Raw genomic sequence first — 26,865 nt, forward strand, 5'->3', positions numbered from 1 at the left:
ATTGAAAGGATGAACGTGAAAGACCTCAAAGTCGGCTGCCAGACCTTCACCTGGGAAATGCTGGGAGACCGGTTCACCGGCGGCCCCGACGATCTGCTGAGGGCGATCTCTGACGGTGGCTATGCGGGCATCGAGATCACCGACACCATGATCGGACATTATGGCAACAAGCCGGAGGAGTTCGCCGCCGCGCTGAAGACGTCGGGGCTGACGCTGGTTTCCTTCGCCTTTGGCTCGGACAGTGGCTTTACGTCGAAGGAGGAGATCGGCGCCGACCTCGAGACCGCCAAACGCTGGATCGATTTCGCCGCCGCCTTCCCGGGCGCGCTGGTGTCGATGGGCTCGGCGACGGTGGTGTCCGACGGCCCGCGTGAGGATAAGTTCGCCATCGCGGCCGATGTCTACAACAACGCCGGCGAGATCGGACGCAAGGCCGGTGTTCAGGTCGCGGTGCATCCCAGCTCGCACCACAACACGCTGCTGTTCGACCGCGCCGATTACGACGCGATCTTTGCCTTGCTCGACCCCGACCTGGTCGGCTGGGTACCGGATACCGGCCATATACTGCGCGGCCACAAGGACATGTCCGATACGCTGCGCACCTACCGCGACCGCATCCGCTACATCCACCTCAAGGACGTCGATGCCAACGGCAGCTGGGCCATGCTCGGCAAGGGCGTCTGCGACACGCCGGCGGTGATCGAGATCGCCAACACCGCACCGCGCTTCAACGGCTGGCTGGTGCTGGAGGAGGAATCCGAAACGGCCGCCGCCGATCCCGCCGGCGCGGTAAAAACCAACCGCCAGACAATGCGCAGCTTGGGCGCCTGAAGAACGAGACGATGATCAAGAAACAGGACAGACGCCTCAGGGTCGGTGTGCTCGGCTGCGGCCCCATCGCGCAGTTCGCGCATCTGCAATCCTGCGTGAAGGCTGGGAATGCCGACCTCCACGCCATCTGCGACGCGGCACCCGATCTGCTCGCCCGCATGGGCGCCACCTACGAGCCGCAAAAGATGTATGCCGACTACGACGCCATGCTCGCCGATCCCGAACTGGAAGCGGTGATCGTCGCCACGTCGGACGCCTATCACGTGCCGATGTCGATCAAGGCGCTCGATGCGGGAAAGCATGTCCTATGCGAAAAGCCGATCGGCACCTCGGTGGAGGAAGGCGAGGCGCTGGCCCAGGCGGTCAGGCGCTCGGGCAAGGTCCTGCAGGTCGGTCACATGAAGCGCTTCGACCCGGCGCTGGAGGCGGCGCGCGACTTCGTCCGCGATGAAATGGGCGAGGTGCTGGCGCTTAAGGCCTGGTACTGCGATTCCACCCATCGCTACACCAACACCGATGCCATTCAGCCGCTGCCGGTCACCAGCAAGCTGGCGAAGAAGCCGACCGGCAATCCCAAGGCTGATCTCAGGCAATATTTCATGCTGGCGCACGGCTCGCATCTCGTCGATACGGCGCGTTTCCTGTGCGGCGAAATCGTTGCCGTGCGCGCCCGCCTCAACGAACGCTTCGGCGCCTATTGCTGGTTCGTCGAGACCGAATTCGCCAGCGGCGCGCTCGGCCATCTCGACCTGACGGTTGCCGTCCGCATGGACTGGCACGAAGGTTTTCAGCTCTATGGCGAGAACGGCTCCGTCATCGCGAAAACCTTCAACCCCTGGTACTTCCGCGCCAGCGAGGTCGAGATCTTTTACGAGAAGACCGCCACCGCCCACAAGCCGCTCGGCGCCGACGGCCACTTCTTCCGCCGCCAACTGGAAGGCCTAGCGGATACAGTCCTGAACGGCACGCCGATGCGCGGCGCCAATGTCGAGGACGGCATCGCCTCGATCCGCGCCATGGTCGCCATCGCGCGTTCGGTCGAGACAGGTGAACGGGTCGAACTCGCCTCGGTTTCGGGAGCGGTCTGATGCGTCTCGGCATTTTCGCCAAGACATTTGCCGGCACAGAGCCGGCTGCCGTGCTGACGGCGGTTAAGCAGGCTGGCTATGAGACGACGCAGTTCAATCTAGCCTGCGCCGGCCTGCCATCGATGCCGGATGTCGTGCCGGCGGAAGCAGTCACTTCCACCCGCGCCGCAGCACAATCGACCGGGGTTGCACTCGCCGCACTGTCGGGCACCTACAACATGGCGCATCCCGACAAGGCTGTGCGCGACGGTGGCCTCAGGCGTCTCGCGGCCATCATCAATGCTGCTGCTGCCCTCGACATTCCGCTGGTCACGCTCTGCACCGGCTCGCGCAACGCCGCCGATCAGTGGGCGTATCATCCCGACAATAGCACCCCGGCGGCCTGGTCCGACATGGCCGCCGAGATGGAGAAAGCGCTGGCGCTTGCCGAAGACGCCGGCGTCGATCTCGGCATCGAGCCCGAGCAGGCCAACATCGTCACCTCGGCCAGGGACGCGACCAGGCTGATCGCCGAAATGGGATCGAAGCATCTGAAGATCGTGCTCGATCCGGCGAACCTGTTCGAGCACGCGACGCCACACGAAGCGCGCGCCATCGTCGCCGCCGCGATCGACGAGGCTGCCGGCCATATCGCCATGGCGCACGCCAAGGATCGCTCTGGTGACGGCCGCTTTGCCACCGCCGGACAAGGCATCGTCGATTTTCCGCATTTTGTTTCACGGCTGAAGGCAGCGGGCTTCGACGGATCGCTCGTCACCCACGGGCTGTCCGCCGATGAAGCCCCCGGCGTCGCAGCCTTTCTGCGGGGACTCCTCTGATGGGCGCCGCGCCGGCGATCCTGCTTCGCGACGACGCATCGCTTCGTGTCTTCGACACGGGGCAGGGCAGGCCTCCCGTCGTCTTCCAGCATGGCCTCGGCGGTGATGCGGCACAAGTGGCGCAGAACTTTCCCGATGGTCCTTCATACCGCCGACTGACCGTCGAATGTCGCGCTCAGGGCGGCTCCGGCGCCGGCAGCAAGCGTCCTTTTTCGATCGAGATGTTCGCCGACGACGTGTTGGCTGCCGCCGATGCCGCCGGCCTCGACCGTTTCGTCGCCGGCGGCATCTCGATGGGCGCGGCAATCGCCTTGCGGCTTGCGGCCCGGCACCCGGATAGGGTCACAGGTCTCGTGCTTGTTCGCCCTGCCTGGGCTTTCGACGCGGCATCGCAAAACATGCGCCCTTACGTGGAAGTGGCGGAGCTCATCCGCGGCCGTCCGCTGGATGACGCGCGCGATGCGTTTGCGGCCTCCGCCACGGCGGCTCGCTTTCGCATCGAGGCGCCGGACAATCTTGCTTCCCTGCTCGGCTTTTTCGCGCGCGCCAATGCGAATGTTTTCGCCGAGGTGATGCGAGCGATCGCAAACGATGGGCCCGGCGTGACGCGGGCAGCGGCCGCCGGCCTCGCGCTCCCGACACTCGTCATTGGCAGCGGCATCGATCTCGTCCATCCGCTGGCCACCGCGCGCAGCCTTGCAGACACCATCCCCAATGCCGCCTTTGTCGAGGTGACGCCGAAGGCCACCGACAAGGAGCGCCATTTCGCCGAAATCCGCGCCGCCATCGGCAGCTTTCTCAACACAAATTTTGACAAGCAGGACCAATCATGATCTCGAAATCTCTCTCCGGCCCGGCCGCCATCGCCGAACTGCCACGCGATCGCATGATCGCCGAATTCTCGCTCTGGTCTGCCAATCTTGCCAATTTCGAGAACGACTTGAAGCGCATCGAACCCTATGTCGATCTTCATCATATCGATGTGGCGGACGGTCATTTCGCCCCGTCCTTCCTGTTCTTCCCCGACCTCGTCGCCCGCATCGCCGGGCTGACGGCCAAGCCGATCCATGTCCACCTGATGGTCGATGAAGCAATCGTCGAGGCGCAGACGCGCCAGTTCATCGAAGCCGGCGCCGACATGATCAGCGTCCATGCCGAGAATGGCGAGGCGGGATTGCGCGCCGTGCGGCTGGCGCGGGAGCTCGGCGCCGAGGCGGGCGTCGTGCTCAGGCTGGAGACGCCTGTGGAAGCGGTGACGGCCTTCGTCCCGGAAGTCGCCTTCGTAACGCTTCTTGGAACCGCAATCGGCGTCAAGGGACAGAGCCTGTCGGACAAGGCCTGCGACAGGCTGGGCGCTACCCGCGCTATCCTGAGAAAGGCCGGCCGTGAGGCGCAAGTGGTTCTGGCCGCCGACGGCGGCATCCGCCACGAGACCGTGCCGTTGCTGCGTGCCGCCGGCGCCGAAACCGTGGTTCTCGGTTCGCTCGCCTTCGGTGACAAGGACCTCGCCGGCCGCATCGGCTGGCTGCACGGCTTGAAGGTCGCGGCATGACAACGGAAGCCGCCCTTGCGATCGATCTTGGCGGGACGGAGCTTCGCGCCGCCTTGGTCGACCGCGAAGGCAAGATCCTGGCATTCGCGGCGGTGCCGACGCAGGCGCAGGCCGGTCCAGACGTGGTGATCGGCCAGATCGAGGCGCTGGCGGCGACCGTCCATGCCGAAGCCCCGGCACTGTCGGTCGTCGGCGTCGGTGTCGGTGCGCCGGGACCGCTTGATCCGCTGGCCGGCATCGCCGTCGGCCCGCCGACTCTCACCGGCTGGCTGGATGTACCGCTTGCCGACATCCTCGAGCGGCGGCTCGGCCTGCCGGTCCGTCTGGAGAACGACGCCAATGCCGCGGCGCTCGGCGAATGGCGCTTCGGCGCCGGCCATGGCGCTCGCTCGCTGGTCTTTGTCACGGTGTCGACCGGCATCGGCGGCGGTGTCGTCGTCGATGGGCGCATCCTGCATGGCCGCCGTGGCCTTGCCGCCGAGATCGGTCACATGACCATCACCAATGAGGGCGAGCGTTGCGTGTGCGGCGTCATCGGCTGCTTCGAGGCCATCGCTTCGGGAACCGCGCTCGGCCGCCGCGCCACCGCCGCCACGGCGGCCGGCGACGGCTCTGCCTTGCGGCGCCTGTCAGCGGATGCGGAGGTGACCGGCCGCCACGTCGTCGAGGCGGCACGGCTGCGCGACGATCTTGCCTCGGCCTTGCTGGACGAGGAAGCCCGCTGGCTGGGCGTCGGCTTCACCAACCTGTTACATCTCTATTCGCCCGATGTGCTGGTCGTCGGCGGCGGCATCGCCAATGGGCTCGACCTGATGGCGCCGACCATCGAGGCAACCATCAGGCAGCGGGCCATGCGCGCCTATCGCGACGTACCGGTCGTTCCAGCACAGCTCGGCCGCCATGCTGGGCTCGTCGGCGCCGCCAGCCTTGTGCTGTTCGACGACGAGGGCACTTTGGCAGCCCGCATGCCTGTCGGCCCAAGCACATATCCGGACACACCACTGAGCAAGATCGGCACCGTCTGACGTGCGACTGCATGACAAAGGCCGGAGGCAGCATGCCTCCGGCCTTTTACGCATAAGCCACGCGTGGTTACTCGGCGGGGACGACATCCGCCGGCAGGCTGTCGTCAGCCGTGCCCGCCAGCGCCCTCGCCAGCTTGGCCTCGTCGAGTTCGCCTTCCCAGCGCGCCACCACCAGCGTGGCGACGGCATTGCCAACGAAGTTGGTCAGCGCCCGGCATTCCGACATGAAGCGGTCGACGCCGAGGATCAGCGCCATACCGGCGACCGGCACCGCCGGAACCACCGACAGCGTGGCGGCAAGGGTGATGAAGCCCGCTCCGGTGATGCCGGCGGCACCCTTGGACGAGAGCATGGCCACCAGCAGCAGCAGGATCTGGTCACCCATCGACAGGTGGATGTTGGTCGCCTGTGCGATGAACAGCGCCGCCAAGGTCATGTAGATGTTGGTGCCGTCGAGGTTGAAGGAATAGCCGGTCGGGATGACCAGGCCGACCACCGAGCGCTTGGCGCCGGCCTTCTCCATCTTTTCCATCAGCGAGGGCAGGGCGGCCTCCGACGAGGAGGTGCCCAGCACCAAAAGCAGCTCTTCCTTGATGTAGCGGATCAGCGACAGGATGGAGAAGCCGTTGTAGCGGCAGACCGCACCCAGCACGATGAACACGAACAGGAACGACGTCACGTAGAAGGTGCCGACCAACATGGCGAGATTGATGACCGCGCCGATGCCGTATTTGCCGATGGTGAATGCCATGGCGCCGAAGGCACCGATGGGGGCGGCCTTCATCAGCACGCTGACCAGCTTGAAGATCGGCGTCGTCAGCGCCTGCAGGAAATTGAGGATGGGCTCGCCCTTGTCGCCGACCAGCGCCAGCGCGATGCCGAACAGCACCGAGAAGAACAGCACCTGCAGGATGTCGCCGTCGGCGAAGGCGCCGACGATGGTCGACGGGATGATGTTCATCAGGAACCCGGTGACCGACTGATCGTGCGCCTTGGCGGCGTAGGTGTTGACGGTCGAGGCGTCGAGCGTCGCCGGGTCGATGTTGAAGCCGGCGCCCGGCTGCACGACATTGGCGACGACAAGGCCGATGATCAGCGCCAACGTCGAAAAGGTGAGGAAATAGAGCATCGCCTTGCCGGCAACACGCCCGACCTTCTGCAGGTCGCTCATGCCGGCAATGCCCGTTGTCACGGTCAGGAAGATGACCGGGGCGATGATCATCTTGACCAGCTTGATGAAGGCGTCGCCGAGCGGCTTCATGCTCTCGCCGACCGACGGATAGAAATGGCCGAGCAGGATGCCGACGGTGATCGCGACGAGCACCTGCACGTAGAGTTGGGCATAGAAAGGTTTGCGCTGCGCGGCAAGCGCGCCTGATTGGTCTGCGATGTGCATCGAACTCTCCCTGGCCGGATGGGCGAAAACGGATCGCCTGCGTGACTTCTCCCATCGCGGCGCTCCGGTCGCACGCCGCTGAAAACAGTTTTGCAAGCGTCGTGCCAGATCGGGGAAAGGCCGGAATCGCGGATTTCCGCCTTTGTCAGAGGTCGCGCGGACAATACTTGTGCGGATTTCCGCACAAGTGGCGTTTGCCTGGGCGGATTTTCGCATTACACTGACCGGAAAGCCGCGAAGAAAAGGGAGAGGGCAGACGCCGCAGGCAGGCACCGATAGCGAATCCCAAGGGTTTGCCGGCCGTGAGTTGCTGCGCGAGGCGGTGGCCCGGCTGCGCGATGGCCGCTGGCTTGCCGTGGTCGCAGCCCTTGCCGTCCTGGCTGGCGCGATCGCCATCGCCGGGCGCATCGCCTCCGGCCAGGCGGCCGACAATCTGCGCGACACAGCACTTGCCGCTCTGCCGCTGGCGGCGGGAACGCTGACCGGCGAAATCGAAAAGCAGCGCCTGGTTCCCTTGGTGCTGGCCCGCGACGATGCTGTGCGGGGCGCGCTGCGCCGGGCCGGGAAGATGCAAGAAGCGGCCCTCAACGACAAGCTCAAGGCGATTGCCGGCGATGCCTCGGCCTCCGCCATCTATGTCATCGATACGGCAGGCATCGCCATATCAGCCAGCAATGCCGGCGAACCGACCAGCTTTGTCGGCATCGACTATAATTTCCGGCACTATTTTCAGGAGGCGATGGCGAAAGGTGCTGCCAGCCAATATGGCCTCGGCACGATCAGCGGACGGCCGGGACTCTACCTTTCGAGCCGCGTCGACGATAACGGCAAGCCGCTTGGCGTTGCGGTGTTGAAGGTCGAGCTCGACGGCGTCGAGGCAAATTGGCGTTCCAGCGGTTTCCTTGTCTTTGTCACCGATGAACGAGGCGTCGTGCTGGCCACCAGCCAGCCCGACTGGCGGTTTCGTGCGCTGGCACCACTGTCGGCCGAGGACGTGGCCGCCGCCCATGAGCAACTGCAATTGGCCGATGCTGCCTTCGAGCCGCTGCCGTTCAGACGCGGCGCCGGCGATGGCCTGGCGACGATCGACAACGCCGGAAAACCACGCCAGTTCGTCGAGGTGGTGCAGGATTTGCCCGGTGCAGTCCCAGGCTGGCGTCTGTGGCTGCTGACGCCCGCCGACGCTGCTCTCTCCTCGGCCGCCAATACGGCGCGCCTGACCACGCTCCTGGGCTTGCTGCTTCTAGGCTTGATTGCCTACGTGCTGACCCGGCGCCGGCGAACGCGCAGGCTGCGGCAGGAAGCGCTGGCGCGCATGAATGCCGAGCTCGAAAGCCGGGTCAGCACGCGAACGGCCGAGCTGACGCGCTCCAACACCGCACTTGCCGGCGAAATCACCGAGCGCGAGAATGCCGAAGCCAAGGTCCGCCGACTGCGCGACGATCTCGCCCAGGCCAACCGGCTTTCCATCCTCGGCCAGATCGCCGCCGGCGTGGCGCATGAGATCAACCAGCCGGTCGCCGCCATCCGCACCTATGCCGAGAATGCAGGTCGTTTTCTGGACAGCGGCAAGACCGGATCGGCCAGTGGCAATCTGACATCGATCGTTTCGATGACCGAACGCATCGGCGCGATCACCGGCACCTTGCGCACTTTCGCCCGCCGGCCGGGCATCGCCGCTTCGCCGCTGCCGGTGCGCGAGGCGATCGACGGCGCGCTGTCGCTGCTGTCAGGCCGCATACGCGATTCCGGCGTCACCATCGTCAGGCCGCGTGGCAATGCCTCGCCGGTGGTCATGGCGAGCCGCATCCGGCTGGAGCAGATCCTGGTCAATCTGTTGCAAAATGCATTGGACGCGATGAAGGACCAGCCCGATCCCCGCATCGAGATCGAACTTGCCGAGCGCGACGACAGGGTGCTGATTTCGGTGCGCGACAATGGCCCCGGCCTTGGTCCGGAGGCGGCTGGCAATCTGTTCATGCCGTTCCAGACCACCAAGGAGAAGGGGCTTGGTCTCGGGCTGGTGATCTCGCAGGAGATCGCCCAGGAATTGGGCGGCACGCTGCGGCTCGATCCCGGCAATGGCAGCGGCGCATCCTTCACCATAGATTTGAGGCGAATTGAATGACAGACGGATCAGGGCTGGTCGCGCTCGTCGACGACGATGCGGACCTCCTTCACGCCACCACGCAATTGCTCGAGCTTGCCGGCTTCACGGTGGTCGCACTCGACGCCGCCGAGGCAGCACTTGCCGTCGTCGACAGGAATTTCGAGGGCGTCGTCGTCAGCGATATCCGCATGCCGGGCATGAACGGGCTGCAGCTGTTCGATCGCATCAAGGCGATCGATCCGGATATACCCGTGATCCTGGTCACCGGCCATGGCGACGTCGATCTTGCGGTGGCGGCGCTCAAGGACGGCGTCTACGATTTCATCTCGAAACCCTATGCCGGCGATCGCCTTCTCGAGGCGCTGAAACGGGCGAGTGAGAAGCGGCGGCTGGTGATGGAGAACCGGCGGCTGCGCGAAGCCGCGGCACTGGCCGCCGACGGCCTGCCGCTGATCGGCGAGGCACCTGCCATCAAGCGGTTGCGCGAGACCTTGCGCCAGATCGCCGACATGGATGTCGATGTGCTGGTCGAGGGAGAAACGGGAACCGGCAAGGAAGTGGTGGCGGACCTCCTGCACCGTTGGGGGCGGCGGCGCGCAAAACCCTTCGTGGCGCTGAATTGCGGCGCCCTGCCGGAGACGGTCATCGAAAGCGAGTTGTTCGGCCACGAGGCTGGCGCGTTCACCGGCGCGCAGCGGCGGCGGATTGGCAGCATCGAGCATTCCAGCGGCGGCACGCTGTTTCTCGACGAGATCGAATCCATGCCGCCTGCGCTCCAGGTCAAGCTGCTGCGGGTGCTCGAAACGCGCAGCCTCACGCCGCTTGGCTCGAACGAGATCCGGCGCATCGATCTCAGGGTCGTCGCGGCGACCAAGGTCGATCTCGGGCGGCCGGACCAGCGCGGCGATTTTCGCGAGGATCTGTATTTTCGCCTCAACGTGGTGACGCTGCGCATTCCGCCGCTACGTGAACGCCGCGGCGATATCCCGATGCTGTTCGGGCATTTCCTCGGCAAGGCGGCCGAACGGTTTGGCCGGCCTGTCGCCAAGGTGAATGCAGCCGTCAGCGATCATCTCCAGTCGCATGACTGGCCGGGCAATGTGCGCGAGCTCGCCCATTTCGCCGATCGCGTCGCGCTCGGTCTCGGCCCCGACGAGGAGATGAAAACGGTTCGCGCGTATTCGCCGGAGCCTGCGGCAGCATTGCCCGAACGGGTCGGCCACTATGAGGCGCAACTGATCCGCGATGCGCTACGCGACCATGGCGGCGACGTGCGCGCCGCCATCGACGCGCTCGGCGTGCCGCGTAAGACCTTTTATGACAAGCTCAAGCGCTACGGCATTGCCGCGTCCGAATTTCGCAGTGGCGGCGATGCCGATACGCAACCCATCTCGGAAAAGCGATGAACACGACACTGGAAACGACGGCAAATCCCTCGCCGCAAGACCTCACTTTTCTCAGCGAAAGGCTGACGGCGTTCAACCACGGCGATGTCGGCGCGTCCGAAAGGCATGCGCTTGCGGTATTCGTGCGCGACGACGCCGACGCGGTCGTCGCCGGCATTTCCGGCTACACCGCCTGGGGATGGCTTTATGTGCAATGGCTCTGGGTGGATGAGCGGCTGCGTGGCCAGCACATGGCCGGCAAGATGCTGGACGCGGCCGAACATGAAGCGGTGGCGCGCGGCTGTCAAAACGCCTGGATCGACACCTTCAATCCGAATGCCGCCAAGGTCTATCAGCGCCAGGGTTATCAGCCCTTTGGAACACTTGCCGACTTCCCCGTCGGCCGCAGCCGCATCTTCCTGCAGAAGAAACTGGCTTAACCGGCGAGTTTTCCGCCCTGCATCGGCCGCGGTGCGCCGGTCGTGCTCGGAAAACTGATCGGCAGCCCGCGCAGCACGCGAACCGCGAGGAAGGCAAAGCATTCCGCCTCCACCGCGTCGCCGCTCCAGCCCAGGCTCTCGGCCTGCACCACCTCGACGCCGGCCCGGCTGGCCAGCATCGCCATCATGGTCGGATTATGGCGACCTCCGCCGCTGACCACGAGTTTCTTCGGCCGGTGCGGCAAGAGGTCGAGCGCCTTTCCGACGGCCGCAGCGGTGAAGGCGGTGAGCAGCGCCGCGCCATCCTCGGCGCTTAGGCCGTCCGCCATCGCCGCGCCGAAGTCGAAACGGTCCAGTGATTTTGGGTAGGCTTTGCTGAGATAAGGGTGCTGCAGCAGCTTTGCCAAGCGCTCCTCGTCCACCTTGCCCGCCCCGCCAAGCGCGCCGTCGCGGTCCATTTCGCCGAGCCCTTTCGACTTGATGAAATCGTTCAGCGGTGCGTTGGCGGGGCCGGTATCGAAGGCAACGACATTGTCGGCACCGTCCCACCAGGTGATGTTGGCGACGCCGCCGAGATTGAGCACCGCCACCTCGCCGCTGGCGCCGGCGCTGCGCATCAGCGCGGTGTGGTAGGCCGCGGCCAAGGGCGCGCCTTGTCCGCCGGCGCGCATGTCGGCCGAGCGGAAATCGTATGCGACCTTGGTGCCCAGTATGGCATGCATCAGCTCACCGTCGCCGAGCTGCCGGGTCTGGCCCAGCCGTCCAACCTGCGGCGCACGATGCAGAACGGTCTGGCCGTGAAAACCGACAATGCCGATATCGGCCATCGTCATGCCACAGCCTTCGACCAACTCCTTGACGGCCGCCGATTGCGCGCGTGTCAGGGCATCCTCCGCGGTGCGGAAGATCGCCGGCTCCGGCCCGACGAAATTCCACGCCCGCGCCTCCGTCAGCGTCTCTTCCAGCAGCGAGCGGATCGACGCGGGATAGGGCATCAACCGATAGGTGCCGAAATCCTCGATCTGCTCGCCATCGGTCTTGATCAGCGCGACGTCGATGTTGCCGTCCAGCACCGTGCCGGTCATCAGGCCGACGGCCCAGATTGGTTCCATAGTCGTTTCCTCGTTGAGCATGATCTTTTCCGAAAACCGTTTCCCACTTTTCGGGACCATGCTCCAGTCCCCATCGATGAGATCGCCGATAGCTTTGCGAAGCCTGACGATTCTACCGTTAAAATATCGGTCGGATGAATCCGGTTGGCGGGCAAGGTCCAAGCCTTGCCACTGTCGAAGCGGCGGTCTCGGTGCTGAAGGCCGAGCGGCCTTCGTAGCGCCACAGGCGATGCTGGACCGCGCAACGTTGGTTCTGCAGCCGTCTGGCTCAACAACCGCCGAGATGCCACCTCTTGCCTGTCAGCCCCGAAGGCGCGACCTTGCCTGATCTGGCGAACGCTTCCGCCGAAATCCGCAAGGAGTGAAAAATCATGGCATCCGATGTGGCCGTCATTGCAGGCGCCGGCGCTGGTCTGAGCGCCTCGCTTGCGCGCCTTCTCACCCAGGAAGGCTTTCGCGTGGTTCTGGCCGCCCGCAATGTCGAGAAGCTCAGCGCTCTGACCGACGAAACCGGTGCGCTGGCCGTCGAGACGGATGTTGCCGACGTCGCGTCCGTCGCCAGCCTGTTCGACACCGCAGACAAGGCCGGCCCGCTGGCGCTTGCAGTGTTCAACGCCAGCGCACGCACCCGCGGACCGATCGCCGAGCTCGATGCCGAAGCGGTCAAACAGGCATTGCTGGTCGGCGCCTATGGCGGCTTCCTGGTCGGCCAGCAGGCGGCGCGCCGGCTGCTTGCGCGGGGTTCCGGATCGATCCTGTTCACCGGCGCCACCGCCAGCGTGAAGGGATTTCCCGGCTCAGCCGGCTTCGCCATGCCGAAATTCGGCCTGCGCGGCCTGGCGCAGTCCATGGCCCGCGAGCTCGCTCCGCAGAACATCCACGTCGCCCACTTCATCATCGACGGCCAGATCGAGCCGCCCGGACAGGTGGCCGATCCCGGCCGGCCGGACCGCCGTCTATCGCCGGACGCCATCGCCGAGGCCTATCTTACAACCCATCGCCAGCATCGCAGCGCCTGGAGCTCGGAGCTTGAGCTGCGGCCCTGGGCAGAGACGTTTTGACAGTGCAGCTGATCGCCTAGGGGCCAACTGATCGCCTGGCGGGAAGTAACGCGATCCTTCCGCCACTCCTTTTACATTAGGCGATACTAATATTTTGTGGCTCTGAGCTGCTTATCCGATACATAAAAAAGCCCAGTGTAATATATACGTTTGTTTAACGTCGGTTGTGCATCTTGCTGGCTTTCCCGGTCTAATTGAGAACGCGTATGCCGGTTACACGTCGTACACTGCTTGCGGCCGGGAGCGGCGGGTTGCTGATCTCGCAAGCCCAGGCGGCCAACACTCCAGGACAGCAGGCGGAGAACGCCCCAACGCCGATCGCGAGCGGCGATGTCTTGCGCATCGCAATGCCGGCCTTCGCTTCCAATCCGTTCTTCCCGGCCGACGGATCGGGGGACAATGGCATAGACATGGAACTGGCCCACGGCATCGCCGCGGCGCTTGGCGTCGAGCCGGTGTTCGACCGATCCGCCGCAACGTTCGACGATATCGTCAGACAGGTCAGTTCCGGACAGGCCGACATGGCGATTGGCAAGCTCAGCAGGACGCTTCAGCGCGGCCGGTCGATCATCTATTCCCGCCCCTACGCCATGCTGCGGCAAGGGCTGATCGCCAACCGCCTCAACCTGGCGCGTATCGCGCAAGGCAAGCCGCCAGAACAGATTGTCCGTGATTTCTCAGGCGATCTCGGCGTGATCGAGGGCTCTTCCTTCGCCACTTATGCGGCCACGACTTTCCCACATGCGCAAATCCATCGCTTGGCAAGCTGGGATCTGATCATCGATGCGATCCGAAACGGGACGATCGACATGGCCTATCGCGATGATTTCGAGATCAAGAAGCTGATGGTCGACGATCCGTCGATGACAGTCGTAGCGCGCTCCATCACGCTGACCGACAAGGTCGATACGATCGCAGTCGGCGTGCGGCCGGACAATCCGCATCTCGCGGCCTTTGTCGATCTGTATCTCGACCTCGCGCGGGGTCAGCAGATTCTCAACACGGACGAGATCATCGCCCGCTATCGCCTGGGGAGCAAAGCCTGACAATGGCCCTCTCCGACGTAGCCGGACCCCTGCCTTTCGATTGGCGTCTCGCGGCAAGGCGTATCTTGCGATCGCCGGTGACGACGATTGCGATGATTGCTGCAGGAATCCTGTGCGGCCTCTACTATCCAGACTTTGCCCATGCGATCAGCCCTGTCGCACAACTCTACCTGAATTTCCTCAAGATGGTCGTCCTGCCCTATTTGGTCTCGTCGGTCATCTTCTCCATCACGGCGATGGTCCAGGACCCGAAATCGGTCCGCTACCTCGGTAAGGTGGGTATGGCCGTGCTGGTCGTGTCGTTCCTGGCCGTGCTGGTGAGCGGCACCTTGTCGCTGATCCTGCAGCCGGGCCAGATCGAGAATCCCCAGTCGCGCATCGAGCTTGGCGAGTTCATCAATTCGCAAGGCAGCGTGTCCACCGATCTCGCCTTCCCGTTCCAGCCGCCGCCCTCCAATGGGGATCCCAGCGGCGGGCATTCGATCCTGCTCGACCTGGTGCCGAACAACGTCTTCAATGCGCTGGCCTCGGGACAGACCATCCAGGTTCTGCTGTTCTGCCTGCTTTTCGGGCTCGCGATGGGGAAGATTCCCCAGCCCTCGTCCATGAGCCTGACGCAGGCGCTCAACGCGGTCTACAGGGCCTGTACGGTGCTGACCAACTGGTTCATCTGGGGGTTGCCCTTTGCAACCTTCATCCTGATCGCGGACCAGACCGCGTCGACCGGAACCAAGCCGCTCACGCTGATGGGCGGTTACCTGCTGGTGATGGGTCTTTCCTGCCTCATATTCGTTGCCGGGGCCTTTGCCATTATCGCCATCCGGTCGCGACGAAGCTACTGGACGACGATCAAGACCTGCCAGCCGCTTCTCATGGTGGCCATCACCACACGCTCTACGGTCGCCTCGCTGCCATGGGTCATCAACCTTTTGAGCGAGCGCCTGCGGTTCAGCCTGGTGGTCGTGGAACTGCTGGTGCCGCTGCAGGCGGCTTTGCTGCGTACAGGCCCGGCGCTGCTCTACACTTCGGGTGCGCTGTTCATCGCCCAGCTCTACGGCCATCCGCTTGCAGTCCCCGACCTTGTGCTCGTCGGCATCATCTCGGCGCTTCTTGCGCTCACCACCGGCGGCATGGGCAGCCTGCTCATCCTGTCGCAGATGTCCATCGTCTGCGGCTACCTGAAGCTTCCCTTCGAGGCGGCGTTCGCTTTGTTCGTTGCGGTGGATGCGGCCGTGGACACGTTCATGACGCTGGCCAGCGTCTGCACCGTCGCAGCGAGCACGGCAATGATCGCTCCCAGCCACAGGGAGGCGACACAGCCTGAAAACGTCTCGGAGCAGCTCGAAGCCGAGCCTGCCGGATGATCGACGACAGCATCCGTCCCCAACTCGGCATTATCGGCGGCCTCGGGCCGCTTGCATCGGCTGACTTCTACTTCAAATTGACCCGGATAACCCAGGCGTTCAGAGACAACGAACATGTGCCTGCCGTGATCCTCAGCGTACCGCAGCTGCCCGACAGGACCGAAGCCATCCTTGCCGGCCATGACGGGCCGCTGGCGCCTTTGAAAGCCGCGGTCGCGACGCTCAATACGCTCGGCGTCGCCTGCGTCGCGATGCCGTGCAACACCGCCCATCATTGGTACGACCAACTGGCGGCGAATTCGCGCGCGGAAATCATCCATATCGGCGACGCCGTGGTGGCGGAGACGCGTCGCAGCCTGGAGCGGGGCCGGGTTGCTGTTCTAGCCACCCAGGGCACGCTGGTCTCCGGCTTCTATCAGGACAGGATGTCGGCGGCGGGATTTGAGCTCTGCCTTCCCTCGAACATCGAATTTCAGGCGTGCGTCGACAGCGCGATCAGCCTCGTCAAGGCGGGTTCGATCGTGGATGCGGCGGTTGAAACCGAGCGCGCGCTCGACATCGCGCAAGCGGCCGGCGCCGATGCCGCCCTGCTCGGCTGCACCGAACTGTCGGTGGTGGCTGCCAGCCTCAACGACGTGAATGGATTGCTCGTCATCGACAGCAATGCGGCCCTGGCGCGAGCCTGCCTGACGCGATTAGGGTTCGGTACGCAGGAAGCCCGAGGGCTGCCGACCGTATCGCGGCCGCCAGGACATGATTGGCCGATGCGCGGCAGCTTGGCCGTACTGGCGTAACCCGATCTAGACGCTCTCGAGGTATGTCTCGATCTCGAAATCGCTGACATTGAGCGCGAACGTGTTCAGCTCCTGGCGTTTGCAGGCCACAAAGGAGTCGCGCAGGATGGCTGGAAAAATCTCCGCCACATGCGTCCCGCTCTCGAAGGCGGCGATCGCGGATGCCCAGTCCGGCGGCAGCTTTGCCGGCGGAAGTCCCTGGCCGTCTGTGCCGATCGGATCACCTGGCGACAACTGTCTTTCGATGCCGGTCAGCGCGGCGCCCAATATGGCCGCAAGCACCAGATAGGGATTGGCGTCGGCTCCCGATACGCGGTGCTCGATACGGCGAGCAGCGGTCGGCCCGCCCGGAATGCGGATCGCGACCATGCGATTCTCATAGCCCCAGGCGACCGCGGTTGGCGCATAGGATCTTGGGCGCAGCCTGCGGTACGAATTGAAGTGCGGCGCGAATACCAGCGTGCTCTCGGCCATTGCCGCAAGCAGGCCACCGACTGCATGGCGCATGGTCTCCGAGCCCTGGTCGGTGCCGTCGTCGAAGACGTTGCGCCCTTCACCGTCGACCAGGCTGAAATGAACGTGAAAGCCGTTGCCCGCCCGGTCGCCATAGGGCTTGGCCATGAAGCAGGCGGCAAAGCCGTGCTTGCGGGCAATGCCCTTCACCGTGCGCTTGAACAGCACCGCATCGTCAGCCGCCCGCAACGCGTCCGCGACATGGTTCAGATTGATCTCGAACTGACCGACGCCGTTTTCGGCGATGGCCGTGTCGACGGGAATGCCTTGCGTCCGGCAAGCCTCGTAGACGTCATGGATGAAGGATTCGAAATCGTCGATTTCGTCGATCGACAGCGCCGCGTCGGAATCGAGCCGGCGTCCGGTCACCGGCGAGACAGGGCCGACCGGCCGCTGCGATTGCGGATCGACGAGGTAGAATTCGAGTTCCGTTGCCGCGACCGGGGTCAGGCCCAGGGCCTTGTAGCGATCGAGGATGCGGGCCAGCGCCCGTCGCGGGTCGCCGAGATAGGGCGCGCCGCTTTCGTCGGCAAGCCACAGCGGGACAAGTGCCGTCGGATGCGCCGTCCAGGCCACCGGCAGAATGCCGCGCCCGGTCCATTGGCACAGTCCATCGGCATCGCCGGTCGAGAAAACCAGGCTGTTGCCTTCGATGTCTTCGCCCCAGACATCCAGTCCGATCAGCGAAAAAGGCATGCGCAGCTTGCCTTCCAGCGCCTTTCTTGCCTGCTCGACGGGAATGCGCTTGCCGCGCATGATGCCGTTGAGGTCGCACACCGCCGCCCTCAGGCTCTGGATGTCGGTTCTGCTTTCAAGCCAGTTCAAAACGTCCGCAATTGCATCGCTCAATTTAAAACCTCTGGTTTTCGAAGGTGCCGCAGCCTGACCGGCCGCACGTCCCTGGTAAAAATAGCTGGTGAGTTTTAGGAAAACAGACGTGGCTGTCGCCAAGCGCTTTTCCTTATTTTTTCAAGTCACTAGCTGGTATGTCGGGAGGCATTTCAAAACCAATTGCGCGATCTGCGATCGCAACATAGAGGTTGGAGGGCGGAATGCCAAGCACGAGCCGGTAAACCAGCGCGCAGCCGCTATCGGCGGGAGCGGCGAGCTCGCTGCGGTAAGATCTGGCGCACGCAGCGCCCGAGCCACGCTGTGCAAAACGGTCATCACAAATCTTGACCTCGCATGCACTTGCACCTCTGGCCGCTGTCTGGCTTTTTGGGGTACCCATCGCAACGGACTGATTCGCGTCATGCCGCTCGATTGCAATATGCCCAAGGCAGTCTGCGGGTGGGTCGTGAAGCGCGCGCAATTGACGAAGGAGAAACAGGCATGGCCGAGTTCAAGAAGCCCGAAATCTCCGAGATGAGACCCAAGATCACCGTTATCGGCGTCGGCGGCGGCGGCGGCAATGCCGTCAACAACATGATCGCCGAGCAGCTTCAGGGTACCGAATTCATCGCCGCCAACACCGACGCGCAGGCGCTGACCATGTCCAAGGCGACGCGGCTGATCCAGCTTGGCGCTCATGTCACCGAAGGGCTGGGCGCCGGATCGCTTCCCGAGATCGGTCGCGCCGCGGCCGAGGAATCGCTCGACGAGATCATGGATCATCTGGCCGGCACGCATATGTGTTTCGTCACCGCCGGAATGGGCGGCGGCACGGGAACCGGTGCGGCTCCAATCATCGCCCAGGCGGCGCGCAAAGCCGGCATCCTGACGGTTGGCGTCGTCACCAAGCCGTTCACCTTTGAAGGCCGGCGCCGCATGCAGATGGCCGAAGAAGGCATCGAGCGGCTGCGCGAGAGCGCCGACACGGTGATCGTTATCCCGAACCAGAACCTGTTCAGGATCGCCGATGCCAAGACCACCTTTGCCGATGCGTTCGTCATTGCCGACCGGGTGCTCTATGCCGGCGTCAGCTGCATCACCGACCTCATCGTCAAGGAAGGCCTGATCAATCTCGACTTCGCCGATGTCAAATCCGTGATGCGCGACATGGGCCGCGCCATGATGGGCACCGGTGAGGCTTCCGGTGAAGGCCGCGCGATGAAGGCGGCCGAAGCCGCGATCGCCAACCCGCTGCTCGACGAAGTGTCGATGAAAGGCGCCAAGGGCGTGCTGGTCTCGATATCGGGCGGCAGGGACATGACCCTGTTTGAAGTCGACGAGGCCGCCACCCGCATTCGCGAAGAGGTCTACGAGGATGCCGACATCATCGTTGGCGCCATCTTCGACAAGGGCATGGAAGGCCGCTTCAGGGTCTCGGTCGTGGCGACGGGCCTCGACCGTGCTTTTGGCGCCGAGGATGCCGACGCCGGCATCGCGCGCGACCACGCCGGTCAGCCGGCGCGGACGCTTCAATAGTGTTCGGTAAACGGGCAGGGCGCTGCCGCGCTCCTGCCCTCGATACCAGCGTTCAGCTCAGCCGAACTTCGGGTCCAGACTGCCCGACTTGTAGCGCTTGGCCATTTCGGCGACCGGCAGCGGCTTGATCTTCTGCGCGTTGCCGGCGGTGCCGAACTGTTCGAAGCGCTCCTTGCAGAGCTTGCGCATGGCGGCCATGGCCGGTGTCAAATATTTGCGCGGGTCGAACTCGCTCGGGTTCTCGGTCAGCACCTTGCGAATCGCGCCGGTCAGCGCCATGCGGTTGTCGGTGTCGATGTTGATCTTGCGCACGCCGTGCTTGATGCCGCGCTGGATCTCCTCGACCGGCACGCCCCAGGTCGGCTTCATCTGGCCGCCATATTTGTTGATGATCTCCTGCAGGTCCTCGGGCACCGAGGACGAGCCGTGCATGACCAGATGCATGTTCGGCAGGCGGCGATGGATCTCCTCGATGACGTTCATGGCCAGCACCGCGCCGTCCGGCTTGCGCGAGAATTTGTAGGCGCCATGGCTGGTGCCCATGGCAACCGCCAGCGCATCGACATGGGTGTCCTTGACGAACTCGACCGCCTGTTCGGGATCGGTCAAAAGCTGGTCGTGGCTGATCGCCCCTTCGACGCCGTGGCCGTCTTCCTGCTCGCCGCCGCCGCTCTCGAGCGAGCCGAGCACGCCGATCTCGCCTTCGACCGACACGCCGCCCCAATGCGCCATGTCGACGACGCGCTTGGTGATGCCGGAATTGTAGGCGTAGTCGGCCGGCGTCTTGCCGTCTTCCTTCAGCGATCCGTCCATCATGACGGAGGTGAAGCCGTACTGGATCGCGGTGACGCAGGTGGCTTCGTTGTTGCCATGGTCGAGATGCATGCAGACCGGAATGTCGGGATGGATTTCGACCAGCGCGTCGATCAGCTTGGCCAGCACCACGTCATTGGCATAGGCGCGCGCGCCGCGGCTAGCCTGCAGGATGACCGGCGAATTGGTCTCCTCGGCGGCCTCCATGATGGCGAGGCCCTGTTCCATGTTGTTCATGTTGAAAGCGGGCACGCCATAGCCGTATTCGGCGGCGTGGTCGAGCAATTGTCTCAGTGTTATGCGAGCCACCCAATAGTCTCCCGTATCTGGTTTCAAGCGCAACGTCGCGGGCCGGTCGGTTGCCGGTCGGCCCTTGATGCTTCTGGCGGGATTTCAACGGAACCGCAACCTTCAGAGCTCTTCTCGATCGCAATTCTTGTTGCAGGGCTGAAATCCCGCCAGTTTGACGACCTCACGCCGCGATCAGGTACCGCGCTGCCAGGAGTTGCACGCAGGCGTTCGCCGCTTCCTTGCCCTTGACGGTGAAGTGCTCGAAGAAGAAGCGGTGGTGCTCGGCGCTGTCGTGGTAGTTGTGCGGGGTGAGCACCGCCGACAGCACCGGCACGCCGGTCGACAGCTGCACGTTCATCATGCCGTCGATGACAGCACTTGCGACGAACTCATGCCGGTAGATGCCGCCATTGACGACAAAGGCTGTGCCGAGGATCGCGGCATAACGGCCGGTCCCGGCCAGGGTCTTGGCATGCAGGGGAATTTCATAGGCGCCGGGCACGTCGAAGATGTCGACGGTGAAGCGCTCGCCTCCCAGAGAGGCCAGTTCAGCTTCGAAGGCCTGTACGCACTGGTCGACGATGTCGGCATGCCAGCGCGCGCGGATAACGGCGATGCGGGTCGTTTCATAGTCTTTATGGGAATGCTGATTCATGGGTCCATCCTTCCGTTTCGAACCAGAATCAGGACGCACGATACGGATTAAGCCCGCAAAAAGCGGGCCGGCTTCCGTTTCGTCCTCTTCCATCCGGACTGTAACCGTCGGCTCCGGAATCACACCGGATCTGCTGACCTTTCCACTAGAGCGCCACGCGTCCCTTGGACGCGTAAAGGACGCTCTAGCACTTAAGAATCCACGCATTGATGCGTGGACCGGAAAGCGCTCGCGGGCTTGGGTAGAAACCCTTACCGCCGGTGGGGACTTTCACCCCGCCCTGAGAACATTAACGGCTTTGTATGAAAGGGCAGGGCGCTGCTGTCAACCGTGAGAAGGTTGGGCCAAGTCCGTTCGACTACCGCGTGCGCCACGCCGCCGCCGATGCGGCGATCAGCATGAGCAGTGCTGCAACCATCACGCAGACAGCAAAGCCGAAGTTGGAATAAAGCGGCCCGAAGCTGGTGGTGCCGACAAAGACCGCGAGGTAAGTCACCGCACTGTTCAGCCCCATGATCGTGCCGCGCCGCGACGGATCGAGCGCCGACAGGCGCATCACCAGAACATTCAGGCCGAAATGATTGGCCAGTCCCCAGATTGCCACCATGGCCAGCGTCAGCCCGAAACTGTCGCTCGTCGCGGCCATCGCGACGTAGACGACGGCGACAAGAAGATAGGCAAACGGCATGACGCGCCGCGCACCCAGTCTGTCGATGATGCCGTCGAGCAGAGCAGCCGTCCCGAAGCCTATGCCGTAGGCAAGCGCCGCCAGGCCGTTGGCGCTCACCGGCTGTCCAAGCCCGACATGAAGATGGTCGCCGAGATAGCCATAGACGCCGTAGAACGAAGTCATGAAGGCCGCGCACGCGACCAGCAGCGGCAGGATTCCGGGAATGCCGAGCGCTTCCAGCGGGGCGGGCGCCGGTCCGGCCTTCCTGGTGTCGCTGAGCGACGTCGCTGTCAGCCCCATCCATGCAAGGGCCGCAAGCACCGCGACCGCTGCGAAAACGGCGCGCCAATGCACCAGATCGGCAAGCACGGCCGAAAGCGAAACGCCGGCAACCATGCTGAGTGTCCATCCGGTCAGCACGACGCCGATCGTGCCGCTCTCCCTGCCCGGAGGAGCGATGGCGGCCGCGCTGGCATAGATCGCCGGCATGGCGACGCCGGCGGCGATGCCGGCCAGCAGCTGTGCGGCGACCAGCATGAGCACCGTGGGTGCCGCGGCGCTGGCGACCAGCGCCAGTGCCAACAGCAGCAGTGCGCCCTGCAGCATTCTGCGAGCACCGAGCCGGTCGATGTAGCGCGCCAGGAACAGTGCGCTTGCGGAGGTGCCGAGGCCGAAAGCGGCCGCCGCAATCATCACGGCCGGCACGCTGGTGCCGAACGACGAGGCGACAGCCGGTGCAATCGGACCCAGCACCAGCGAGTTCGAGCCGATGACCGCGATGCAGCCCGTCAACAGATAGGCAAGCGCCGGGATCGGGGCTCGGGCGTCCGTAGTCAATGGTGCAAGTTGATCAATGTTCGACATATCGGCATAATGGCCGTATTCTATTCAGCGGAGAACCAGGAATTTCGCCATGGATGAAGAAACAGATGGCATTCTGCAGAACAGGCCGGCGGCCCGCGATCTCGACGCGATAGACCGAAGAATATTAGGTGTCCTGGTCGATGATGCCACGATCAGCTACGCCGAACTCGGCGATCGCGTCGGCTTGTCGCCACCGGCAGCGCATGAGCGGGTCAAACGGCTCCGGCGCAGCGGCGCCATCCGCAACACGGTCACCATTATCGATCCCCGGGCGGTGAAAAAGCCTTTGCTTGCCTTTGTCCATATCGACACCAGGGGCTGGGGAAAGACGCCGGAACTGATGGCGGTCTCGCAATATCCCGAAGTGGAGGAAATCCATACCGTCGCCGGCGACACCTGCATGCTGCTGAAGGTCCGCACCGAAGACACCAGGGCCCTCGAAGGCCTTTTGGCGCGCCTCTACGAAACGCCGGGCGTCACCTCGACGCGCAGCTATGTGGTGCTCTCGACCTACCTGGAGCGGCCGGTGCAGCCGGGTATCACCGAGACTTGGCCGACACCCAAGCACATGGCCGAGCCTCTGTACTAGAAGCGGGCGGCTATGCCCGCTCGGGAAACATCTGCTTCAGGCCCTCGCGCGACGCCTTGGCGACGCCGCGTTCGGTGATCAGGCCGGTCACCAGTCGCGCCGGCGTCACGTCGAAGGCCGGGTTGGCCGCGGGCGTCGTCTCCGGCGAAATGCGCACCTGGGCAATCTCGCCGGCAGCGGTCTTGCCCCAGACCAGCGAGACTTCGTCGGCCGAGCGCTGCTCGATCGGGATCTCGGCCAGTCCGTCATGCACCATCCAGTCGATGGTCGGCGACGGCAGCGCGACATAGAACGGCACGTCGTTGTCGGCGGCGGCGAGCGCCTTGAGATAGGTGCCGATCTTGTTGCAGACATCGCCGTCGGCCGTGGTGCGGTCGGTACCGACGATGACCATGTCGATTGCGCCGCGCTGCATCAGATGGCCGCCGGCATTGTCGACGATCAGCGTGTGCGGCACGCCGTGCCCGGCCATCTCCCAGGCGGTCAGCTGGGCGCCCTGGTTGCGCGGCCGCGTCTCGTCGACATAGACATGGACCGGAATGCCGGCTTCTGTGGCCAGGTAGATCGGCGCGGTCGCCGTGCCGTAATCGACCGTCGCCAGCCAGCCGGCATTGCAATGGGTCAGGATGTTGACCGGCTCGCCCTTCTGCTTGCGTGCCGCGATCGCCTTGATGATGGCGAGACCGTTCTCGCCGATGGCGCGATTGAGGCCGACATCCTCGTCGGCGATCTCACTGGCCCGCCGATAGGCGGCTGCGGCGCGTTGTTCGGTAGGCAAAGGCCGCAGGAAGCGCCGCATTTCGTCCAGCGCCCAGCGCAGATTGATCGCGGTCGGCCGCGTCTCGTGCAGGGTCTCCCACACGGCGTCGAGCGCTGCATCCGACGCATCGTCGGCCATCTGCATGGCGACGCCATAGGCAGCGGTGACGCCAATGAGAGGCGCGCCACGCACCCACATGTCGCGGATGGCGGTGGCGATGCCGGCAACCGTGCCGATCCTCTCGATGCGGAAATCATGCGGCAGCCAGCGCTGGTCGATGATATCGACCGAACGCCCGTCGTCGCTCAGCCAGATGGTGCGATAGTGGCGGTCGCCGACGTTCAAATGCTGCTCTCCTGTTCGATCAGCGCGGCCAGTTGGTTGACCTCGTCGATGCTGTGGATCTGGCGCCGGTTGACGGCGAGGTGGCGGCCAAATTTCAGCGCCTTTGCTTCACAACTGGCGCGCAGATCCTCGTCGGCAATGGTCTCGAAATCGGCATTGTGAGCGAGACCGAGGATGCGCCGGTGCACTTCGACGCCGGCAAAGCCTAGCAGATCGGTCCAGATCTGGTGCAGCACATGGTCGCGCGCCTGCTCTGAGGCAAGGATGTCGCCCTGGTCCTCGAACAGGCTCTTTTGGTAGAGCATGCCGGTGCGCTCGCTGCGCCATAGATGCGAAAACTCGGCGCGGAACACCGACCAGGTCTCGACCGTCACACCGAGCAGATAGGCGCGCATGGCGTCGCGCTTGCCCTTCTGTTCGTGACCGCGTTGCGAGAAGAAGGACATCCAGAAATTGGCAAGCAGCATGCCGACGTCGAAAGCCATCGGGCCGTAGAAGGCGAACTCCGGATCGATCATCCGGGTCTCCGTGTCGGTGACCATGATCGAACCGGAATGCAGGTCGCCATGCAGCAGCGTTTCGGCATTGGCGGCGAAGATGTGCTTCAGCCGCTGCGCCTCGACCTTGAGGTCGCGGTCGGCGCGCAGTTCGGCGACCAGGCCGTCGAGCTGCGGCGAGGTGTGCCGGTTCATCTTGGCATCGAAATAGGGATCGGAGAACACCAGGTTTTCGGTGATGTCGCAAAGCTCGACATTGTCGGCGAACAGCGCCAGATCGGCCTTGCGGTCCTTGGCGGCCATATGCAGGTCGGAGCCGCGAAACAGCGTGCGGGCCATGAACAGGCCGATATCCCGGGCGATGTTCGGCAGTTGGCGGCCGTCGATCAGGGCACGGCGCAGGATGATATGCGGCGGCGCAAGATATTCCATGATGATCAGCGCCTGACCTTCATCGAAATAATGGATCGCCGGCACCGAGCCCGGCGCGCGCGCCTCTTGCCTGGTCAGCGCGTGATATTCGAAGAAGGAGCGCTTCAACGGCAGCGGCCAGCTGTCGCCGACCAGGCGGACATAGGGCAGGGCCTGCTTGACCACGGCCGCACCGCTGGCGCCCTCGACGATGAACACCAGGTTGAGATTGCCGTCGCCGACCTCGCGGACCTTCCAGGCGCCGGTGTCCTTGCCGATCTTCGCGCACAGCGCCTCGTTGCCGCCAAGGCGTGCAGCCAGGGTTTCGACCGACAGGGCTTCGAACGGCAATTCTTCAGTCATCGTTATCCTCCCGCATATGCGCTTCCAACATAACGGAGGCGTGGCGGCCGGGCCAAGCTAGGAAGCGATCTGGCAATTGTCAATCGTGTTGACAATTGCCGATACAGCCCATAGCGTCATGTCAGGGAGGAACGCATGGTCGGCAATGCCGTGTTCCGCGTAGAGGGACTGAGGAAATCCTTTGGCCATAACGAGGTGCTTGGCGGCGTCTCGCTGGAACTGCATGCCGGTGAAGTGACCGTGCTGATGGGCGCCAACGGCGCCGGCAAATCCACCCTCGTCAAGATCATCTCTGGTGTCTACGAACGCGGCGGCGGGACGATGGCGCTCGCCGACCAGGATTTCGCGCCGAAAACCCCGGCCGAGGCGATCCGCGCCGGCGTCGTCACCGTGCATCAGAACATCAACGACGGTGTCGTCGCCGATCTCGACGTCGCCACCAACCTGACGCTGGACCGGCTGAGCGGCAGCGGTGCGCCGACCCTGTTCAATCCAATGCGCGTGCGGCGAGAGGCCAAGGCGGTTGCCGACCGCATGGGGCTGGCCATCGATTTGAAGGCGCGGGTGAGTGATCTTTCGCTGGCCGATCGCCAGATGGTGGCGATTGCCCGCGCGCTGGCGCACAAGCCGAAAGTGCTGATCCTCGACGAGCCGACCTCATCGCTCTCCAGCGCCGAGGCTGATCGGCTGTTTGCCCTGATGGACAGGCTGCGCGAGCAAGGCGTGGCCATCCTCTACATCTCGCACCGCATGTCGGACATAAGGCGGCTGGCCGACCGCATCGTCTCCATGCGGGACGGGATCATCTCAGGCATTTTCGACAAGAAACCGCTCGACTATGAAGGCGCGGTCAACGCCATGCTCGGCCGCAAGATCCATCTCGACCGGATTGTTGTCAGGGATTCGGCCAATGCCGTCTTCAAGATAGACGGTCTGCGCATCGCACAAGGCGCACGGCCGATCTCGCTGACGCTCGGCGACGGTGAGGTCGTTGCCATCACCGGCCTCGTCGGCGTCGGCAAGACGGCGCTTGCCGAGACGCTGTTTGGCGTGCGCCAGCCGCTCGCCGGCACAATGACGCTGATCGGCAGGCCTTATGCGCCTGAAACAGCCGGCGAGGCGATCGCCGCCGGCGTGTTCCTCGTCGCCAAGGACCGCGGCGAGAACGGCATCGTCGGCGGCTTCAACATCCAGGAAAATATCAGCCTGCCGTTTCACAAGCGCATGTCACGTTTCGCTGTTCTCAAGCGCCGTCTGGAACGCGCCACGGCGCGCCGGCAGATCGAGGAGCTGGGCATCGTCTGCCGCTCCGAGAAGGACGAGATGTCGGAGCTCTCCGGCGGCAACCAGCAGAAGGTGATGGTCGCCCGCTGGATGGCCCAGCATGCGAGACTGTTCATTCTGGACGAGCCGTTTCAGGGCGTCGATATTTCCGCCCGGCGCGACATCGCCGCCAAGCTCAGGGCCAGTGCAAACGGACGCGCCACGCTGCTGTTCGTCACCGAACTCGACGAGGCGCTGGAGACCGCCGATCGCATCCTGGTCATGTCGGAACAGACCATCGTCGGCGAGCACCGCAATGCCGATGTCGATCTCGACCGCCTGTTGGCCGAGGTCGCCGGCGGGCCGCTGCACAGTGCGCCTGAGCACGGGCGTTAGGAATGGGAATGGAAAGAGCATGGGTTCGGATTGGCTAAAAACGGCA

24 protein-coding genes and 1 riboswitch are annotated in these 26,865 nt (G+C 64.2%); of the genes, 16 read left to right on the forward strand and 8 right to left on the reverse strand.

From position 1 onward, the window contains the following. Nucleotides 1–9 precede the first annotated feature (9 nt). The 6 genes from LB559_RS10420 to LB559_RS10445 are packed head-to-tail and all read left to right on the forward strand — an operon-like array spanning nucleotide 10 to nucleotide 5,314. Nucleotides 10–831 (forward strand): sugar phosphate isomerase/epimerase family protein, encoded by an 822-nt coding sequence (locus LB559_RS10420; protein WP_224673997.1) that lies wholly within the window; start codon nucleotides 10–12, stop codon nucleotides 829–831. Between the two features lie 11 nt (nucleotides 832–842). Next, nucleotides 843–1,919: a Gfo/Idh/MocA family protein gene (locus tag LB559_RS10425; protein WP_224673998.1), complete on the forward strand. Its 1,077-nt coding sequence runs from the start codon at nucleotides 843–845 to the stop codon at nucleotides 1,917–1,919. Beyond that, entirely contained in the window at nucleotides 1,919–2,737 is an 819-nt protein-coding gene (locus LB559_RS10430; RefSeq protein WP_224673999.1) for a sugar phosphate isomerase/epimerase family protein, read from the forward strand. The genes LB559_RS10425 and LB559_RS10430 overlap by 1 nt, the downstream gene beginning before the upstream one ends. Further along, on the forward strand, nucleotides 2,737–3,570 hold the full coding sequence (locus LB559_RS10435; RefSeq protein WP_063167593.1) for an alpha/beta fold hydrolase: 834 nt from the start codon (nucleotides 2,737–2,739) through the stop codon (nucleotides 3,568–3,570). Before LB559_RS10430 ends, LB559_RS10435 begins: the two co-directional genes overlap by 1 nt. Further along, nucleotides 3,567–4,289 (forward strand): ribulose-phosphate 3-epimerase, encoded by a 723-nt coding sequence (locus LB559_RS10440; RefSeq protein WP_013532941.1) that lies wholly within the window; start codon nucleotides 3,567–3,569, stop codon nucleotides 4,287–4,289. Before LB559_RS10435 ends, LB559_RS10440 begins: the two co-directional genes overlap by 4 nt. Next, on the forward strand, nucleotides 4,286–5,314 hold the full coding sequence (locus LB559_RS10445; protein WP_024502565.1) for an ROK family protein: 1,029 nt from the start codon (nucleotides 4,286–4,288) through the stop codon (nucleotides 5,312–5,314). The genes LB559_RS10440 and LB559_RS10445 overlap by 4 nt, the downstream gene beginning before the upstream one ends. 67 nt (nucleotides 5,315–5,381) lie before the next feature. Here LB559_RS10445 and LB559_RS10450 read toward each other — a convergent pair whose 3' ends face one another. Further along, the gene (locus LB559_RS10450; protein ID WP_224674000.1) at nucleotides 5,382–6,710 is read right to left on the reverse strand and encodes a dicarboxylate/amino acid:cation symporter; all 1,329 of its coding nucleotides are present in this window, start codon (nucleotides 6,708–6,710) and stop codon (nucleotides 5,382–5,384) included. 169 nt (nucleotides 6,711–6,879) lie between these two features. Here LB559_RS10450 and LB559_RS10455 point away from each other — a divergent pair, with 169 nt between their 5' ends. From LB559_RS10455 to LB559_RS10465, 3 genes are read left to right on the forward strand one after another with little or no spacing between them, the layout of a single operon-like run. Beyond that, nucleotides 6,880–8,838: an ATP-binding protein gene (locus tag LB559_RS10455; protein WP_224674001.1), complete on the forward strand. Its 1,959-nt coding sequence runs from the start codon at nucleotides 6,880–6,882 to the stop codon at nucleotides 8,836–8,838. Next, nucleotides 8,835–10,226, forward strand: a complete 1,392-nt coding sequence (locus LB559_RS10460) for a sigma-54-dependent transcriptional regulator (RefSeq protein ID WP_224674002.1) — start codon at nucleotides 8,835–8,837, stop codon at nucleotides 10,224–10,226. The genes LB559_RS10455 and LB559_RS10460 overlap by 4 nt, the downstream gene beginning before the upstream one ends. Continuing rightward, nucleotides 10,223–10,645 (forward strand): GNAT family N-acetyltransferase, encoded by a 423-nt coding sequence (locus LB559_RS10465; protein ID WP_224674003.1) that lies wholly within the window; start codon nucleotides 10,223–10,225, stop codon nucleotides 10,643–10,645. Before LB559_RS10460 ends, LB559_RS10465 begins: the two co-directional genes overlap by 4 nt. Here the strand turns inward: LB559_RS10465 and LB559_RS10470 are convergent. Beyond that, a complete protein-coding gene (locus LB559_RS10470; protein WP_224674004.1) occupies nucleotides 10,642–11,757 on the reverse strand; it encodes an anhydro-N-acetylmuramic acid kinase in 1,116 nt (371 codons plus the stop codon). The genes LB559_RS10465 and LB559_RS10470 overlap by 4 nt on opposite strands. Before the next feature lie 371 nt (nucleotides 11,758–12,128). Here LB559_RS10470 and LB559_RS10475 point away from each other — a divergent pair, with 371 nt between their 5' ends. From LB559_RS10475 to LB559_RS10490, 4 genes are all read left to right on the forward strand, one after another. Next, complete coding sequence (locus LB559_RS10475) at nucleotides 12,129–12,818, forward strand: SDR family NAD(P)-dependent oxidoreductase (protein ID WP_224674005.1); 690 nt, start codon at nucleotides 12,129–12,131, stop codon at nucleotides 12,816–12,818. Between the two features lie 206 nt (nucleotides 12,819–13,024). Continuing rightward, on the forward strand, nucleotides 13,025–13,864 hold the full coding sequence (locus LB559_RS10480) for a substrate-binding periplasmic protein (protein ID WP_224674006.1): 840 nt from the start codon (nucleotides 13,025–13,027) through the stop codon (nucleotides 13,862–13,864). 92 nt (nucleotides 13,865–13,956) lie between these two features. Further along, complete coding sequence (locus LB559_RS10485; RefSeq protein WP_224674007.1) at nucleotides 13,957–15,228, forward strand: dicarboxylate/amino acid:cation symporter; 1,272 nt, start codon at nucleotides 13,957–13,959, stop codon at nucleotides 15,226–15,228. Then, nucleotides 15,225–16,022, forward strand: coding sequence for an aspartate/glutamate racemase family protein (locus LB559_RS10490; RefSeq protein ID WP_224674008.1), 798 nt, complete (start codon nucleotides 15,225–15,227; stop codon nucleotides 16,020–16,022). The genes LB559_RS10485 and LB559_RS10490 overlap by 4 nt, the downstream gene beginning before the upstream one ends. Before the next feature lie 6 nt (nucleotides 16,023–16,028). On the opposite strand, the gene LB559_RS10495 is transcribed toward LB559_RS10490, so the two are convergent. Further along, nucleotides 16,029–17,384: a glutamine synthetase family protein gene (locus LB559_RS10495; protein WP_013532930.1), complete on the reverse strand. Its 1,356-nt coding sequence runs from the start codon at nucleotides 17,382–17,384 to the stop codon at nucleotides 16,029–16,031. A gap of 483 nt (nucleotides 17,385–17,867) precedes the next feature. On the opposite strand from LB559_RS10495, the gene ftsZ reads away from it, so the two are divergent. Further along, a complete protein-coding gene (gene ftsZ / locus LB559_RS10500; RefSeq protein ID WP_013532929.1) occupies nucleotides 17,868–18,902 on the forward strand; it encodes a cell division protein FtsZ in 1,035 nt (344 codons plus the stop codon). A 57-nt stretch (nucleotides 18,903–18,959) separates the two neighbouring features. Here the strand turns inward: ftsZ and fba are convergent, their stop codons facing one another. The 3 genes from fba to LB559_RS10515 form a co-directional block, all read right to left on the reverse strand. After that, entirely contained in the window at nucleotides 18,960–20,024 is a 1,065-nt protein-coding gene (fba, locus tag LB559_RS10505) for a class II fructose-bisphosphate aldolase (protein WP_224674009.1), read from the reverse strand. Between the two features lie 163 nt (nucleotides 20,025–20,187). Then, nucleotides 20,188–20,661 carry a 6,7-dimethyl-8-ribityllumazine synthase gene (locus LB559_RS10510; RefSeq protein ID WP_224674010.1) on the reverse strand — a complete coding sequence of 158 codons (474 nt, stop codon included), beginning with the start codon at nucleotides 20,659–20,661 and terminating at the stop codon, nucleotides 20,188–20,190. Nucleotides 20,662–20,738: 77 nt separating this feature from the next. Then, nucleotides 20,739–20,953: riboswitch (FMN riboswitch) on the reverse strand. 66 nt (nucleotides 20,954–21,019) lie between these two features. Then, nucleotides 21,020–22,195, reverse strand: a complete 1,176-nt coding sequence (locus tag LB559_RS10515; RefSeq protein WP_224674011.1) for an MFS transporter — start codon at nucleotides 22,193–22,195, stop codon at nucleotides 21,020–21,022. A 49-nt stretch (nucleotides 22,196–22,244) separates the two neighbouring features. On the opposite strand from LB559_RS10515, the gene LB559_RS10520 reads away from it, so the two are divergent. Then, nucleotides 22,245–22,784: an Lrp/AsnC family transcriptional regulator gene (locus tag LB559_RS10520; protein ID WP_013532925.1), complete on the forward strand. Its 540-nt coding sequence runs from the start codon at nucleotides 22,245–22,247 to the stop codon at nucleotides 22,782–22,784. Nucleotides 22,785–22,794: 10 nt separating this feature from the next. Here LB559_RS10520 and mtnA read toward each other — a convergent pair whose 3' ends face one another. Both mtnA and mtnK read right to left on the reverse strand, forming a co-directional pair. Continuing rightward, entirely contained in the window at nucleotides 22,795–23,889 is a 1,095-nt protein-coding gene (mtnA, locus tag LB559_RS10525) for an S-methyl-5-thioribose-1-phosphate isomerase (protein WP_224674012.1), read from the reverse strand. Beyond that, nucleotides 23,886–25,160, reverse strand: a complete 1,275-nt coding sequence (gene mtnK / locus LB559_RS10530; protein WP_063171611.1) for an S-methyl-5-thioribose kinase — start codon at nucleotides 25,158–25,160, stop codon at nucleotides 23,886–23,888. Before mtnK ends, mtnA begins: the two co-directional genes overlap by 4 nt. Before the next feature lie 135 nt (nucleotides 25,161–25,295). Between mtnK and LB559_RS10535 the strand changes: the two genes are divergently transcribed. Further along, a complete protein-coding gene (locus tag LB559_RS10535) occupies nucleotides 25,296–26,819 on the forward strand; it encodes a sugar ABC transporter ATP-binding protein (protein WP_224674013.1) in 1,524 nt (507 codons plus the stop codon). Nucleotides 26,820–26,865 lie beyond the last annotated feature (46 nt).

The organism is Mesorhizobium sp. BR1-1-3 (assembly GCF_020165455.1).
Taxonomy (GTDB): Bacteria; Pseudomonadota; Alphaproteobacteria; order Rhizobiales; family Rhizobiaceae; genus Mesorhizobium; species Mesorhizobium ciceri.

Excerpts from the sequence above, each read along its gene's own strand:
- LB559_RS10465 (WP_224674003.1), top strand. The coding sequence starts at position 10,223 with ATGAACACGACACTGGAAACGACGGCAAATCCCTCGCCGCAAGACCTC.
- LB559_RS10515 (WP_224674011.1), bottom strand. The coding sequence starts at position 22,195 with ATGTCGAACATTGATCAACTTGCACCATTGACTACGGACGCCCGAGCC.
- LB559_RS10460 (WP_224674002.1), top strand. The coding sequence starts at position 8,835 with ATGACAGACGGATCAGGGCTGGTCGCGCTCGTCGACGACGATGCGGAC.
- LB559_RS10435 (WP_063167593.1), top strand. The coding sequence starts at position 2,737 with ATGGGCGCCGCGCCGGCGATCCTGCTTCGCGACGACGCATCGCTTCGT.
- LB559_RS10425 (WP_224673998.1), top strand. The coding sequence starts at position 843 with ATGATCAAGAAACAGGACAGACGCCTCAGGGTCGGTGTGCTCGGCTGC.
- LB559_RS10475 (WP_224674005.1), top strand. The coding sequence starts at position 12,129 with ATGGCATCCGATGTGGCCGTCATTGCAGGCGCCGGCGCTGGTCTGAGC.
- LB559_RS10450 (WP_224674000.1), bottom strand. The coding sequence starts at position 6,710 with ATGCACATCGCAGACCAATCAGGCGCGCTTGCCGCGCAGCGCAAACCT.
- LB559_RS10445 (WP_024502565.1), top strand. The coding sequence starts at position 4,286 with ATGACAACGGAAGCCGCCCTTGCGATCGATCTTGGCGGGACGGAGCTT.
- mtnK (WP_063171611.1), bottom strand. The coding sequence starts at position 25,160 with ATGACTGAAGAATTGCCGTTCGAAGCCCTGTCGGTCGAAACCCTGGCT.
- LB559_RS10485 (WP_224674007.1), top strand. The coding sequence starts at position 13,957 with ATGATTGCTGCAGGAATCCTGTGCGGCCTCTACTATCCAGACTTTGCC.
- LB559_RS10490 (WP_224674008.1), top strand. The coding sequence starts at position 15,225 with ATGATCGACGACAGCATCCGTCCCCAACTCGGCATTATCGGCGGCCTC.
- LB559_RS10470 (WP_224674004.1), bottom strand. The coding sequence starts at position 11,757 with ATGGAACCAATCTGGGCCGTCGGCCTGATGACCGGCACGGTGCTGGAC.
- LB559_RS10440 (WP_013532941.1), top strand. The coding sequence starts at position 3,567 with ATGATCTCGAAATCTCTCTCCGGCCCGGCCGCCATCGCCGAACTGCCA.
- LB559_RS10480 (WP_224674006.1), top strand. The coding sequence starts at position 13,025 with ATGCCGGTTACACGTCGTACACTGCTTGCGGCCGGGAGCGGCGGGTTG.
- LB559_RS10420 (WP_224673997.1), top strand. The coding sequence starts at position 10 with ATGAACGTGAAAGACCTCAAAGTCGGCTGCCAGACCTTCACCTGGGAA.
- ftsZ (WP_013532929.1), top strand. The coding sequence starts at position 17,868 with ATGGCCGAGTTCAAGAAGCCCGAAATCTCCGAGATGAGACCCAAGATC.
- LB559_RS10520 (WP_013532925.1), top strand. The coding sequence starts at position 22,245 with ATGGATGAAGAAACAGATGGCATTCTGCAGAACAGGCCGGCGGCCCGC.
- LB559_RS10510 (WP_224674010.1), bottom strand. The coding sequence starts at position 20,661 with ATGAATCAGCATTCCCATAAAGACTATGAAACGACCCGCATCGCCGTT.
- LB559_RS10430 (WP_224673999.1), top strand. The coding sequence starts at position 1,919 with ATGCGTCTCGGCATTTTCGCCAAGACATTTGCCGGCACAGAGCCGGCT.
- LB559_RS10535 (WP_224674013.1), top strand. The coding sequence starts at position 25,296 with ATGGTCGGCAATGCCGTGTTCCGCGTAGAGGGACTGAGGAAATCCTTT.